The sequence below is a fragment of the Paenibacillus vandeheii genome (assembly GCF_030433635.1).
GTDB lineage: Bacteria > Bacillota > Bacilli > Paenibacillales > Paenibacillaceae > Paenibacillus > Paenibacillus vandeheii.
This window is the reverse complement of record NZ_JAROCD010000002.1, coordinates 93,118-106,258: the sequence shown is the minus strand read 5'-3', so window position 1 is coordinate 106,258 and position 13,141 is coordinate 93,118. Positions and strand designations below refer to the sequence as shown.

Below are 13,141 nucleotides of genomic sequence, written 5' to 3'. Positions count from 1 at the left end.
GGAGAAATCATGTCACTCATCGCTCTGAGTTTTACCATTATATTTGTAATGCTCACCATGCTCATCTCGGTCTGGCAGAAGCTTGATCTGGAGAAGGATATTGCCATAGGCACTGTTCGTTCCGCTGTACAGCTGTTGCTTGTCGGCTATGTACTTCAATTTATTTTTAACTCGGACCACCCCGCTCTGATTATTGCCATTGTCGGATTCATGATTACAGTAGCTTCCATTAATGCCGGCAAACGCGGAAAAGGACTTCGCTGGATTTCCTTATATATTGCGGCTGCAATTACGGTTACGGAGCTGCTTATGATGGGGTTATTGTTAGGTCTGGGTATCGTGGAGCCTACTCCCCAATACATTATTCCATTGAGCGGCATGACCATCGGTAATGCCATGGTGGTGTCCGGGCTGTTTCTGAACCAGATGAAACGCGAGGTCGAGTCCTCCAAAGGTGAGATTGAATCCCTGCTTGCATTGGGGGCAACGCCAAGACGTGCTTTTCAGGACGTGTTGAAACGTTCCGTGAAATCCAGCATGATACCCACGATCGATGGGATGAAAACGGTAGGACTCGTACAGCTTCCTGGCATGATGACAGGTATGATTATTGCGGGTGCCGATCCGGTTGAGGCCGTTCGTTACCAGATTCTGATCGTATTTGCTTTTACCAGCTCAGCCGCAATTACCAGCATCCTGCTCAGCCTGATGACATACCGACAGTGGTTCACATCGGATATGCGGTTGCGCTCGCTATGATACATCCAATCTGTCAGGAAAGGAGGTCACACCATGTTAATCCATTCGAGCAACAACCCTAACCCATGTACCGCCCACATGTTGACCCAACCGGATCAGCCGAAACGCGCTGATGAATCCATTTCACGAACGGAAATGAGTGCTTTTCTGAACGATGCGCTGCTCGAACTTTGTCAGGCAGAGCTGATCACCGTAAATACGCATTGGCAATGGAGTCAGACCAAACTCCCTCACCATACCTTTGTCTACATGCACAAATTCACGGGCAAACTGGTGGCGAACGATATCGAAACCCTTGTTGCCCGCAAGTCCGCCTTCCTGTGTACGCCGGGAACTTCTCTGGAGCTCTACTCTGATGCTGACCATGAAATTGAACTGTATATCATTCATTTCGATCTGTTTCGGGTTGCCGAGAAAACGGAAGAACGGCGAATATATGAGCGAGAGCTTGGTTCACCTGTCACAGGGTGGATTCAAGGCCCTTACTATGGGATACAGCGAATTGCCGCACAATTAACAACTGAAGCTTCACAAAACAGCTTGAAAGTGCAGCTGCTCCTGACCGATCTGCTTCATATGCTCTGGCCGCAGGAAGGTCAGTCGGATGCGGAAGGACAGGACGAGCCTGAACAGTGGCTCAGATCAACCTTGCAGTATATGCGTGAAAACTATATGAACGAAATCAAGCTGGAGAAGCTGGCCGAATTGGCCGGCATGCACCCATCGTATTATTCACAGCTGTTCAAGAGCCGGATGCAGAAAAATCCAATCGAATATATCACTCATTTACGAATGAATCGGGCCAAGGAACTGCTCATGACTTCAGATCTGCGTATTCGTGATGTGGCCCGCCAGGTAGGCTATCGGGACGAATTCTATTTCAGCCGACGGTTCAGGAACCATGCCGGTTATGCGCCAACTTCCTATGCCAAGCAGGTCCATCGAAATATCGTATCGCTCTCCTATCCATACACCGATCACCTGATGACACTTGGCATCACACCATGTGCGGCTCAGATCCAGGGCCATCTGCCCCATGTTCCCAAATCGTTGACGCTGCCGTTCCATGCCTATGAACCCTGGGAACAGGGACGCCAGGCATTCCTTGATGTGAATCCCGATTTGATTCTAACCAAGGATAACGCAGCAGCTATAGCGATGGAACATATCGGAGATGTGGCTCCAATCATCACCATTCCTTGGAATCAGACAGACATCTTCGGTCATTTGCAGAAAATCGCCTCTATCGTGGATCGTACTCAAGCGGCGAAGGAGTGGCTTGATCGGTATGAGCGCAAGGCGGAGCGGGCACGCAAAAAGGTTAGGGAAACGGCAGGGCAAGTCACCGTCGCTGTCTGTACCTTAACTGCAAAAGGACCGCGCATGTACAGCAATCGCAACTTCGGCCATGTATTTTACCGCAGCCTGCAACTGGCCGCTCCCGATCAGATTCAGAGAGAGTTGGCAGGCAAACCTGTCGGTGTAGGTTTCAACTGGATGTCCTTCACGCCTGGGGAATGGGATGGCCTGGAAGCAGATGTGCTCCTGATTGCAGTTACATCCATGCATGATCGGAGCGCCCTGCTGCAGCAGATTACTACAGATCCGTTGTGGAAAAACTATCCCGCAGTAAAAAACGGACGCGTGCATGTCATAGACTGGAATTCATGGGTGGTATACGCTCCCTATTCCATCAACATCCAGCTCGAAGAAGCGCTCTCCATGTTGACGAACAAAGCCACATTTCTGTAATCTAAAAAATGTCCATCTCTATAATCTTAATTTATGCCATGTACGGGCCTGAATTAAGATTTTATAATGTTCACTAATTGATAATGATAATCAATAACAACAGCAAGGTGTTGTTGGTAACAAAGGAGTGACCCGCATTCAACATCCGGGACTGTCACAACGTCCGTCCAAATCACAAAAATCCGCAGTGACGGTGGGCTTGATGTTTTTGGCAGCTATTGCCGCGCTGCTGCTTAGTATGTTTGTCGCCATTTCTCTGGGGGCCAAGGGGTTAACACTGGAGACCGTATGGACTGCCATATTTCAGTACAACCCGGCTTTGACACCGCATCAGATTATTCACGAGCTGCGGCTGCCACGTGTCATTGCAGCTGCTGTCATTGGCGCCGCCTTTGCTGTGGCCGGAGCGCTCATGCAGGGGATTACACGCAATCCGCTGGCAGACACCGGCATATTGGGAATCAATGCAGGAGCTACCTTTGTCGTGGCTCTCAGCTTCGCTTTCTGGCCGGGATTACCTTATGGCTGGATCATGTTCCTGTCATTTGCAGGGGCTGTTCTGGGCACTCTGCTCATTTTCCTATTGGGCATGGCCGCTCCCGGAGGACTGACGTCGATAAGGCTTACCGTTGCGGGTGCCGTTATTGCAGCGATGTTAAGTTCGCTCAGCACTGGTGTAGCCATATATTTTGACCTGAGTCAGGATTTGGCCTTCTGGTATGCGGGTGGTTTCGGCGGTATTGAATGGCGGCATCTGAAGCTTATTCTGCCTGTGCTGCTGGTTGCCCTCGTGCTCACCATGCCCATGGCCCGTCGTGTCTCCCTTATGTCGCTCGGAGAAGAAGTTGCGATTAATCTCGGGATCAACCTCCGCTGGACCAGGCTGTTTGCCCTGACGGCGGTTGTAGTGCTGGCTGGCGTATCCGTATCTGCTGTAGGCTCAATCGGCTTCGTTGGATTAGTTATTCCACACATCTCTCGCAAATTGGTTGGCGTGGATTATCGACTTATCATTCCGATGTCCTCCCTGCTCGGAGCCGTCTTGCTAGTGCTCGCCGATCTGGGATCACGCATTGTGAATCCGCCTCAGGAACTGGCAGTAGGCATTATGGTCGCCTTTGTCGGTGTACCCTTCTTCCTCTATCTGGCCCGTAAAGAAAGGAGGGCCTTGTAGCGATGAACTCCAATACACCCTCACGAGGAAAACGTTCCATAGCGGTCAGTGTTACGCTGCTCTGCATAGCCTGTGCCGTCATCGTGATCAGCCTCAACACGGGAACGATTCGCCTGTCACCAATGGCCGTGCTTCACACCCTGCTAGGCAATGGTACGCCGGATGATCAGATTGTATTGTTTGACTATCGACTGCCACGCATTCTGGTTACTGTACTGGCTGGAGCAGGCCTCGGCGTCGCTGGTGCTGCGCTGCAAGGTATTACACGCAATCCACTTGCCGATCCAGGCATCCTTGGATTGCATGCAGGAGCGGCCTTTGGATTGATGGTATTTGTAAGCTTCGCCCATTCCATGAACGGCTCGGTTGCCTTGCTGATTCCGTTGTTTGCTTTTGCAGGCAGTGTCGCCGCGGCGCTAATTATCATGCTGCTATCCTATGATCGTCATAACGGAGTATCCCCCATTAAGCTGATTCTGGTGGGCATTGCCGTAGCGGCCGGATTCCATGCCTTGACGCTGTATTTGTCCCTCCGTTTGGATGAAGATACCTATTCCTTCGCCGCTCGCTGGCTGGCAGGCAGCGTCTGGGGCAGAGACTGGGTTCATGTCCAGGCTCTGCTTCCATGGATTGTACTCTGCATCTCGTACATATGGAGTCGCTCCAAAACGCTGGATGCCTTTAATCTGGGAGATGCTGCCGCGACAAGTATTGGTACACCCGTCCGATCCCAACGTGTTATTTTGCTATTGTGCACAGTGGCATTGTCTGCGGTCAGTGTGTCCATGGCTGGCGGGATTGGATTCATTGGTCTGGCGGCGCCTCATCTGGCCCGCAGACTGGTTGGCCCGATGCATCGCCATCTGATCCCAGCCGCCGGACTCATCGGTATGGTTATTCTGGTCGCCGCCGATACGGTTGGGCGAACGATCTTTCAGCCCAATTCCATTCCGGCAGGCGTCGTGGTCGCGGCGATAGGCGCACCTTACTTTTTATACCTGCTGGTACGAACCAAGTAATAGCTTTACCGCAACAATCCAATGATTCCACCGTTATACCCAACATAAAAACGACATCCATGAGATGTTCAAGGAGATTGAGATTACCCATGTTAAAGAAAAACCTTATGCTCTTCATGAGCATCTGTCTGGTGCTTGTACTCGCAGCCTGCGGGAACGCCAATAATTCATCCTCTGCTTCGGAAGGTTCCACTACGGACACTTCGAACGCTACACAGGACACCAATTCCGCTTCCGGAGACCAACGCATCGCATCCATGTCGATCCATCTGACCAATGACCTGCTGTCTCTCGGGATTACTCCGGTTGGTTCGGTAATCGGCGGGGAAGCCAAAGCCTTCCTGTCCCACGTTGCTGACCGTCTTCAAAATACAACACCGCTCGGTCCCGTTAAGGACCCGGACATGGAAGCTTTACTTGCCCTGAAACCGGATGTCATCTACCTGGACGAAGAATTTTCCGGTGATGATATCGCCAAATTCGAGAAAATTGCTCCTGTACACGTCTTCAATCTGGATGATGGCACGTGGCGCGACCACTTAAAAGACATTGGCAAACTCGTGAACCGTGAGAAGGAAGCCGAGCAATATATTCAGCATTATGCGACAGAAACGGATGAAGTGAAATCTCTAATCCATGACACCATTGGGGATGGCACCGTAATGGCTATCCGTGTTACTGCCAAAGAATTGCGTGTGTTCAGTCCACGCCGTCCGATGGGGCCGATTTTGTATGAGGATTTGGGGTTGACCCCAGCTAAAGGCATTGAGGAATTCGATTCGTCCAAACCCTATCAGGTCGTTTCCCGTGAAGTGCTGCCCGACTTTGACGCAGATGCGATCTTTGTTGTGGTGAACTCGGATGATGAAGCTCAGAGCATGTTCAAAGAACTGCAAAACAATCCAATCTGGCAGAGGCTTAAGGCTGTCAAAGCAGGCCATGTCTACCCGATCGGTGCTCAGCCTTGGCTGGATTATTCTTCAATCGGCAACAAAATGGCCATGGATGAAGCCAAAGAAATGTTTTCCAAGAAATAAAATAATCCTTACGCACAACCCATAATAAAACATCAAAAAACCTCTCTTTGTAGATTGGAACAGAGTTAGCTAACATGCTCTCTCCATCCGCTCAAAGCAGAGGTTTTTTTGTATTCAAAATTGTATCTGAAGATAAAAGTCCATCCACAAAGTCTAATCACAAGGTACAAACGACGATCTCAACATCTGTTTCGGCAAAAGCATCCTGGATAATGACTCTCACCTTATCCCACTTCAACCTGTCCAGCCCGCAGCCAATTTGCGGCATCGCCAGTTTGTTGATCCCTTCTCTGGCACAAACGTCACGCATGGATTCCACGGCACGAGTAAACGACGAATAGGTTGGTTTGTTAGAGAACTTGGCCTTGGTGACCAGATTCAGTGTCCGCCCCACCGGATAACATTGTCCGATCTCAAGCGGCTCCTGCTGCGCCTGCTCCTGAAGAACCTCCAATCCAAATCGCTGCCGAAACTGTACAGCAATTCCTGCACCCATCCGGGCATCCGCAGAAATGCAGTGTGCAAGCGTGTAGTGATCATCCATGGCAAACAAATCCTGCTGTATCTCGCGAAACTTCATACCTGTCCTCTCCCTTATACCTTTTGACTTTGTAAACTTCTCCAAATCATTCTCCAGCCAAACGATCCTCAAATGCTTTGAACGTTTTCTGTCCGGCTGTCCGGTCCAATACAGCAAATACGATGCGCTCAAAGGAATGCTTGAAGTTCTCTCTTACCAATACATCATGGAAATATTCCGCTACCTTTGCCGGATCATTCCTGAATACACCGCAGCCATATGCGCCTAATACAATAGTTTGATGCCCATGCAGCGCGGCCACGTCCAGAATATAGCGAATGCGCCCTTTCATGACGGACTCAATTTGCTGATCATCAGCATCTCCCCGCTCTCTCACCACTCCTGCATTTACAGCAGGCGCTGTGATGAATGCCGTCAGATTATATTTGTCGAGCAGCCGATCCTCATCATCACGGATCACCGGAACAGCAGGCGAATAGATCATGTAATCGGAGTACAAACAAGACCGCTGCTTGCGATTGTAATCATACATTTCGTTCATTTGGGCGATACATGGGTACAGTCCTGTAGCCCGAGCCAAGCTTTCCTCCTGTGCCTGGCTGCCTCCCAGGAAGCCGCCACCGGGGTTTTTCGCCGATGCAAAGTTCAGGCAAACAACATCTTTCCTTCCTTCATCCACAGAAAGGCGTGAAGCGGCCGCGAGTGTGGTCTCGCCCGTAACCTCGATGCGAAAGGCTGAAGCTTCCGCCGGAGCTTGCATTCGAATCATTTCTTCACTTCGCTTTTCTCGAAGAGCGATAAGCTCCGTAGGACGGTATAATACCGAATCCCGGATCGCTCGCTGTAAGTCCGCACCGATCTGAACCCGGCGATCATATCCGTTCACATATTCTCCTGCTTCCAAAATAACCAGTGTCTGATGGGCAATACGAGAACGTTTGGAGCGTGCATTCGTGCTGTTGACGCCTGTTGTTATATTGCGGTTGTTATTCTGAATATCGTTCTTATGTTGTTGGTCGTTCATCTTCATCACTTCCTATATTTTCTCTTAGACAGGTGAGAATCTCACCCAGCCAGTTGGTCCCCCGCCACGTTCTTCTATTGCGAATGCGCGGGTCTTCCTCCGCCAGCCCAACACCCCAGATGCGGTCATCCGGGCTTGCCTCTACAAGAGTCGTTCCTCGGGTGGCGAGCAGCGTGGTCAGTAGTTGTTTGTTTTGGGTGAATTTGGCTTCGTTGCCCTCATAGACAATACGTTTGCACTCCTCTTCCCATACAGTCTGGTCGAATCCTGCGACCTGTCTGCCCAGCTTTTTTTGTACGGAAGCGGAGCCTGCTCTCAGGATCTTGTCTGCAATAACCTCATCGCCGAAAAGCAGCGCTTTCTGGTGCATCATATATTGCTCCGCACTGCTGTAGTGAACGCCATTGACGGTAAAATCCGCCGGATGCCACTGCGAGAACGGAGACGCTGTACGCCAGAAAAATGTAAACTTCTCCATCGAAATTCCCTCCTAACTTTATGGGGCCAATCTTTCCGGATTCAATCTGTACAAACGGGATGGACGATGTCCTGCATTCCCCGTATACTCACCCGTTTCGATAACCCATTCGGCGATTTTGCGCCGGAAAGCGGCAGCCAGCAGTTTTTTGCCACTGATGATTTCGTATACTTTCTGGAGAGCAGTTAATGTGAATGTCTCCGGCATCAGATTAAAAGCAATATCCGTATATTCCACCTTGGCCCGCAGACGTTCCAGCGCGTAATGTATGATCTTCGCATGATCAAAGGCAATTCCTTGAACCTCATTCACCGAAATATTGCTGTGACGCATTCTACCTTCCACTGTTTCCTTCGTCTCAATGACAGCCGACAATTCCTCTGTTCCATTGGTCAAAATCAACTGCACCCTGCGCTCCGTCACGCGTCCACGCTCATGGATATGACGTTTCTCCTCCTGTAGCCGCTGCTCCATCCGAAACCAGTCCGCTTCGCTGGCATCGTCGCCAGCCTGAAGCTGCAGCTCGCTGCTGTCGACCAGCGCCATGTAAGAACAGCTGATTACACGCGTACGCGGATCACGATGCACATCCCCCCAGGTATAGAGCTGCTCCAGATAAATATCATCCAGTCCGGTTTCGGTAAAAAGTTCCCGTCTGGCGGCATCTTCCAGCGATTCCTGCATAGAGACAAATCCACCCGGAAGCGCCCACTGCCCCATATAGGGATGACCTCCCCGACGAATCAGCAGCAGCTGGAGCTCTGGCTCCGCGAGTTTGCGATAATTCTCCTGCGTTTCATTTCGTATTGTAAATACCAACATGTCCACGGTAACGGAAGGACGTTCGTAATCGCCTGCGTCATAGGTTTCAAGAAACTGTTGTTCGCTTATGTTCACGTGATTCTGATGATCTGATGAATTTTGATCCGAATTACCCGCATGTGTCATTTCGAAAGACCCCATTCTGTTATTAACATTTTGTTATTAACAATTAGATAATAACAATCTAACATATACTTCTGACCCGCGTCAATATTTCCCATCCCTTCACAAACCCACATTATGTCTCGCTCTAACAAGCATCTTCGGAATATCAAAAATCACTTGACGATATGTCAAAGGAAACTTATCATTTAGTTAGTCGACTAATTAAAAGGATGGAAGCAGTTATGAAATCAGCTCGGAATGAACGTTTAATGGGCCAGTTATCGGAACTCGTCAAGCTACAGCGATACAAGGTTCATGAGAAGCTTGTCAACCACCCTGAGTTATATCCTGGACAACCGCCGCTGTTATTCCAGCTTGAACGGGAAGATGGTCAGACCCAGAAACAGTTGGCCGAACAGCTGCGCCGCGCCCCTGCAACGGTAACAGTTATGCTGAAACGCATGGAAAGCTCGGGGTTTGTACGGCGTGAAGCCGACCCTAAGGATCTGCGCAGTCTGCGTGTCTATCTGACCGATCAGGGCCGTGATGCGCTTAAGGAACTGAGAGAAGTATTCCAGGAGCTTGAACACCAAGCTCAAAAAGATTTTACACCTGAAGAATCGCAACTCATGTCGGAGCTCGCCCGGCGCATGGTTCAGAATCTGCAAGAATATTAAATGATGTGCTTCTGTCTCAAGAATATTTGCAACATGATTATTTCATAACGGATGAGGTGATTTTTCCTATTGTGGACGTTAAAACGATTCCTTACCCCGTATAAGTCAGCGGCCATTCTTGCTCCGCTGCTCATGGTCCTTGAGGTTGCCATGGACCTGCTTCAACCCAAGCTGATGTCCAGCATTGTGGATGATGGTGTGCTTGCAGGGAACCTGTCCCACATCGTGACTACAGGTTTGTTTATGCTTCTTTTTGCGTTAATCGGATGGGTTGGCGGTGCAGGATGTACGCTGTTTTCAAGCAAAGCTGCCGTTGGATACGGCACCGATCTGCGCCAGGAATTGTTTGATCATATCCAGAAGTTCTCGTTCCGTAATCTGGATACCTTCCAGGAGGGCTCGCTGATCACCCGCCTGACGAGTGATATCACCCAGATGCAGACCTTTGTACAGATGCTTCTGCGCATGTTTATCCGTTCGCCGATGCTGATTATCGGCAGTATTATTATGGCGTTTACGATCAGTGTCAAACTGGCGTTAATTCTCATTTTGTCCGTGCCGATTCTGTTTATCATCTTATATATCCTGATTTCCGCTTCCTATCCGCTCTTCGCCAGCGTTCAGAACAAGCTAGACAAGGTGAACGGGGTTCTTCAGGAGAATCTTTCCGGCATTCGTGTCGTCAAAGCTTTTGCACGCGCACGTCAGGAGAAGAAACGTTTCCAGCAAGCCAATGAAGACTACACCCATACGGCAGTGAAAGCATGGCGCATCGTATCGCTGAATGCACCGGTATTAAGCCTGATGCTGAATACTACCATTGTAGCGGTGCTCTGGTTTGGGGGCTTTCAGGTTGTGGGAGGCAATATTGCCGCCGGGGATCTGATTGCTTTTATCAACTACGTGACCGTTGTACTTTCGTCCCTCACTTCAATCGGCATGATGATGATGAGCTTCTCCCGCGCCAAGGTGTCTGCTGCACGGATCAATGAGGTGCTTCATACCCAGGCAGATATTCGATCCGGGCATGATGTGTCCGGGATAGAACAGCCATCGCAGGACGGGTCCGAACATCGGCCGATTCATTGGCCCTCCAGCACAGCTGGTCAGGTAGAATTCAGGGACGTCTATTTCCGCTATGATGGGGAGCATACCCTATCTGGAATTACACTGACGGCTAAACCGGGAGAAAAAGTCGCCTTGCTCGGATCTACAGGATCAGGTAAAACATCATTGGTACAGCTCATTCCCCGTTTGTATGATGCCTCACAGGGTGAAGTGCTTGTGAATGGAGTGAACGTGCGTAACTGGGATCTCCATGACCTTCGCAGCCGAGTGTCCATCGTGTTGCAGGAGTCCATTCTGTTCAGTGGCAGCATCCGGGATAACATCTGCTTCGGCAGACCTGACGCAACGGAAGCTGAACTGCGTGCCGCAGCTCAAGCAGCGGCAGCGGACGATTTTATTATGAGTCTGAAAGAGGGGTATGACACGGAGTTGGGCCAGCGCGGGGTCAATCTATCGGGTGGACAGAAACAGCGGATATCCATCGCTCGTGCCCTACTCATGCAACCGGAAGTTCTGATTCTGGACGATAGCACCAGCGCCGTCGATCTGCGCACGGAAGCGAGCATTCAGAAAGCCTTGCATTCCCTAATGAAAAACAGCACCACCTTCCTGATTGCACAACGGATTTCTTCCGTGAAGGATGCAGACTGCATTTACGTGCTTGATGAAGGAGAGGTCGTGGCCAGTGGGACACATGAGCATCTCATGGCCCATTCGTCACACTACCAATCCATTTATTATTCGCAGCAACGGAAGGAGAATGTTCAATTTGGCTAAAGATGCTTCTTCCTCCATCCATCAGACCGTTATTCCGCCGATCGGAAGACCTGGGCCACCCGGCCGAGGTCCGGTTCCTAAAGTAAGAGCCAAGAACGCCCGGCACGCCATCATTCGAGTATGGTCATACATGGGACGTCATCGCAAAGGGGTTATCTCGGCTCTGGTACTGACGGCTCTTGGAACGTTGCTTAATCTGGCAGGACCTTATCTGCTCGGTCGTGCGGTCAATGAACATATCGTTCCCAAATTGACGGATGGTCTGTTGAAAGAATGCATGCTACTGCTGACTGTATACGTGCTCGGCTCGTTCATGATGTGGGCTCAATCCTATGTCATGATCGGCGTATCCCAACTGACCGTGAAGGATCTGCGCCATGCTTTGTTTTCTAGGCTGCAGCAGCTACCGATCCACTTTTTTGACAAAAATCAGAGCGGTGATCTGATGAGCCGGGCTACCAATGATATCGATAACGTGTCCACGACGCTGAATCAAAGTGTAACCCAGCTGATGTCCAGCGCCATCTTGCTGGTTGGCTCCCTGTCGATTATGTTTGCCCTGGATGTCCGACTGACTCTGCTCAGTTTGGTGACGGTTCCCCTGATTACGATCGCCACTCGTCTGATCGCTTCAAGAACACGCAAACATTTTACTGCACAACAGAAGCTGCTTGGAGAGCTTAATGGCTACGCTCAGGAGACCATTGCCGGACAAAAGGTGGTCGCAGCTTATAATCGTCAGGAGCAGGCGCATAAACATTTTCAGAACCTGAACGAGAAGCTTCGCACTTCCAGTACCCAGGCTCAGAGCGTATCCGGTCTGGTCGGGCCAACGATGAATGTCATGAACAATATCGGCTTTGCCATACTGGCAGCGGTAGGTGGATGGATGGCTTATCATGATCTGACGTCCATCGGGCTGATTGTGAGTTTTCTTGCCTACTCCCGCCAGATTGAGCGGCCCATCAATGATCTGGCGAACCAGTATAATCTGATTCAGGCAGCCATTGCAGGTGCTGAACGTGTATTCCACATTATTGATACCCCAAGTGAATACGTGGAAGAACAGAAGAAACAGCTGGAACAGATTCAAGGTAAAGTGGTATTTGAGGAGGTATCCTTTGGGTATAGCCCTGAGAGAGAAATTCTCAAAAAGGTCAGCTTTACCGCCAAGCCAGGCGAGATGATTGCACTTGTTGGACCGACTGGTGCGGGTAAAACAACCATTATCAACCTGCTGCCCCGTTTCTATGAGATTACGGGCGGGCGAATTACCATTGATGGCTGCGACATCTCGGAACTTGAGAAAGATCAGCTTCGGCGCGAACTTGGCATTGTGTTACAGGATGCTTATCTATTCTCCGGAACCATTCGTGACAATATTGCCTACGGCAAACCGGATGCAACAGACGAACAGATTCAGCAAGCGGCGAAGCTGGCCAATGCCCATTCCTTCATCCGCAAATTATCGCAGGGTTACGACACCCCAATCATTTCCGGTGGCAGCAATCTGAGTCAGGGACAGCGACAACTGTTAACCATCGCTCGTGCCATTCTCGCTGATCCTGCCATTCTTATTCTGGATGAAGCGACCAGCAGCATCGATACTCGCACCGAAATGCAGATTCAGGAAGCAATGCGAACCTTGATGAAGGATCGCACCAGCTTCGTCATCGCCCACAGGCTAAGCACGATCCGTGAAGCCGATCAGATTCTCGTCATCGATGACGGCAAAATTGCCGAACGAGGCAGCCACGATGAGTTGATGCAGCAGCAAGGTTTTTATTATCAGTTGCATCAGGGTCAGCTTAGCTGATTGGGTTCATCTTCATGGATTGATTAGAATACACACCCAAAAACGCCGCAAACGGTTCTTCTGGAACCCGAATGCGGCGTTTTTTATGATTG

At 50.2% G+C, this 13,141-nt stretch carries 12 protein-coding genes; 8 read left to right on the top strand and 4 right to left on the bottom strand.

All coding sequences use genetic code 11. The features are described from left to right. Positions 1-9 precede the first annotated feature (9 nt). From P5G61_RS03315 to P5G61_RS03295, 5 genes are all read left to right on the top strand, one after another. A complete protein-coding gene (locus tag P5G61_RS03315) occupies positions 10-759 on the top strand; it encodes an ABC transporter permease (RefSeq protein ID WP_024633472.1) in 750 nt (249 codons plus the stop codon). Between the two features lie 33 nt (positions 760-792). After that, on the top strand, positions 793-2,511 hold the full coding sequence (locus tag P5G61_RS03310) for a helix-turn-helix domain-containing protein (RefSeq protein WP_301244468.1): 1,719 nt from the start codon (positions 793-795) through the stop codon (positions 2,509-2,511). Between the two features lie 202 nt (positions 2,512-2,713). Next, positions 2,714-3,685: a FecCD family ABC transporter permease gene (locus P5G61_RS03305; protein WP_052016823.1), complete on the top strand. Its 972-nt coding sequence runs from the start codon at positions 2,714-2,716 to the stop codon at positions 3,683-3,685. 2 nt (positions 3,686-3,687) lie between these two features. Further along, positions 3,688-4,704, top strand: a complete 1,017-nt coding sequence (locus P5G61_RS03300) for a FecCD family ABC transporter permease (protein ID WP_024633475.1) — start codon at positions 3,688-3,690, stop codon at positions 4,702-4,704. Between the two features lie 89 nt (positions 4,705-4,793). After that, positions 4,794-5,741, top strand: coding sequence for an iron-hydroxamate ABC transporter substrate-binding protein (locus tag P5G61_RS03295; RefSeq protein WP_301244465.1), 948 nt, complete (start codon positions 4,794-4,796; stop codon positions 5,739-5,741). 157 nt (positions 5,742-5,898) lie between these two features. Here P5G61_RS03295 and P5G61_RS03290 read toward each other — a convergent pair whose 3' ends face one another. From P5G61_RS03290 to P5G61_RS03275, 4 genes are read right to left on the bottom strand one after another with little or no spacing between them, the layout of a single operon-like run. Next, positions 5,899-6,321 carry a macro domain-containing protein gene (locus P5G61_RS03290; protein ID WP_301244463.1) on the bottom strand — a complete coding sequence of 141 codons (423 nt, stop codon included), beginning with the start codon at positions 6,319-6,321 and terminating at the stop codon, positions 5,899-5,901. A 46-nt stretch (positions 6,322-6,367) separates the two neighbouring features. Continuing rightward, a complete protein-coding gene (locus P5G61_RS03285) occupies positions 6,368-7,306 on the bottom strand; it encodes a TIGR02452 family protein (protein WP_301244461.1) in 939 nt (312 codons plus the stop codon). Then, positions 7,287-7,784, bottom strand: coding sequence for a riboflavin biosynthesis intermediates N-glycosidase (ybiA, locus tag P5G61_RS03280; RefSeq protein WP_301244459.1), 498 nt, complete (start codon positions 7,782-7,784; stop codon positions 7,287-7,289). Before ybiA ends, P5G61_RS03285 begins: the two co-directional genes overlap by 20 nt. A gap of 18 nt (positions 7,785-7,802) precedes the next feature. Then, positions 7,803-8,732: an NUDIX hydrolase gene (locus P5G61_RS03275; RefSeq protein WP_301244457.1), complete on the bottom strand. Its 930-nt coding sequence runs from the start codon at positions 8,730-8,732 to the stop codon at positions 7,803-7,805. Positions 8,733-8,953: 221 nt separating this feature from the next. Between P5G61_RS03275 and P5G61_RS03270 the strand changes: the two genes are divergently transcribed. From P5G61_RS03270 to P5G61_RS03260, 3 genes are all read left to right on the top strand, one after another. Next, entirely contained in the window at positions 8,954-9,388 is a 435-nt protein-coding gene (locus P5G61_RS03270) for a MarR family winged helix-turn-helix transcriptional regulator (protein ID WP_301244456.1), read from the top strand. 69 nt (positions 9,389-9,457) lie between these two features. Next, positions 9,458-11,233 carry an ABC transporter ATP-binding protein gene (locus P5G61_RS03265; RefSeq protein ID WP_301244454.1) on the top strand — a complete coding sequence of 592 codons (1,776 nt, stop codon included), beginning with the start codon at positions 9,458-9,460 and terminating at the stop codon, positions 11,231-11,233. Continuing rightward, on the top strand, positions 11,217-13,049 hold the full coding sequence (locus tag P5G61_RS03260; protein ID WP_301245211.1) for an ABC transporter ATP-binding protein: 1,833 nt from the start codon (positions 11,217-11,219) through the stop codon (positions 13,047-13,049). Before P5G61_RS03265 ends, P5G61_RS03260 begins: the two co-directional genes overlap by 17 nt. The last annotated feature ends 92 nt before the right edge of the window (positions 13,050-13,141 follow it).